Raw genomic sequence first — 665 nt, 5'->3', positions numbered from 1 at the left:
TAGATTAAATAATTATCTACAACAGATTCATTAACTCTCAACTCCCAGTTAAAACCACCCTTATCAGAAATCTTACCTCTTAAATAAAATTCTGGATTTCGTACATAAATTTTATTAGATTTAGATGGATTAAAGTAGTTCTTGTCCATTGAGAGGTTTACTGGTTTTGCATCAATAAATAACGTAGAGCCATCTTCTTTAATAGCTTCTACATTGGACTTATCTTCTCCAGTGTACTCTTTACCATCCTTACCAAATAATACCAGTTTAGAAGGATCTGTCACAAGATTTCCATCTTTATCGATTGCCTCCCCTTTATCATTCATTTTAAATGTAAACACTTGATATCTTACAATGTTAAAGCCGTCCAAAGCCGACATTAATACTGATTGAGTACTTCTTCCATCTTCAACATTTCTACTATCAGCATAAATTGTTGTTTCTGATAAGACTCTTAGATTAGGATTGGCCTTTTGAATTTTTGCTATATCTTCCTTGCTATAGACTCCATTCCCTTCTAACATATCCGTTTTCCCAGGATTATAGGTAGTCACTTTTAGTGCATAGCCTTTTCTTAGAATGATGTTATCCTTTAACAGATATTGTTGTTTTTCTGAATCAGAATAGATTTTACCAGATTCCATGTCCGTTAAATTGTTTGGTTT

Annotated in this window: 1 pseudogene; it reads right to left on the bottom strand. The window is 32.5% G+C overall.

Annotated features, from left to right (window positions below):
- A pseudogene (locus tag O3622_RS10000) lies at nt 1-665 on the bottom strand (serine protease); the annotation flags it as partial.

This window comes from Streptococcus sp. 27098_8_51, from assembly GCF_041432205.1.
Classification (GTDB): Bacteria; Bacillota; Bacilli; order Lactobacillales; family Streptococcaceae; genus Streptococcus.
The sequence above is the reverse complement of the archived record's forward strand: the minus strand, read 5'-3'. Positions and strand labels throughout refer to the sequence as shown.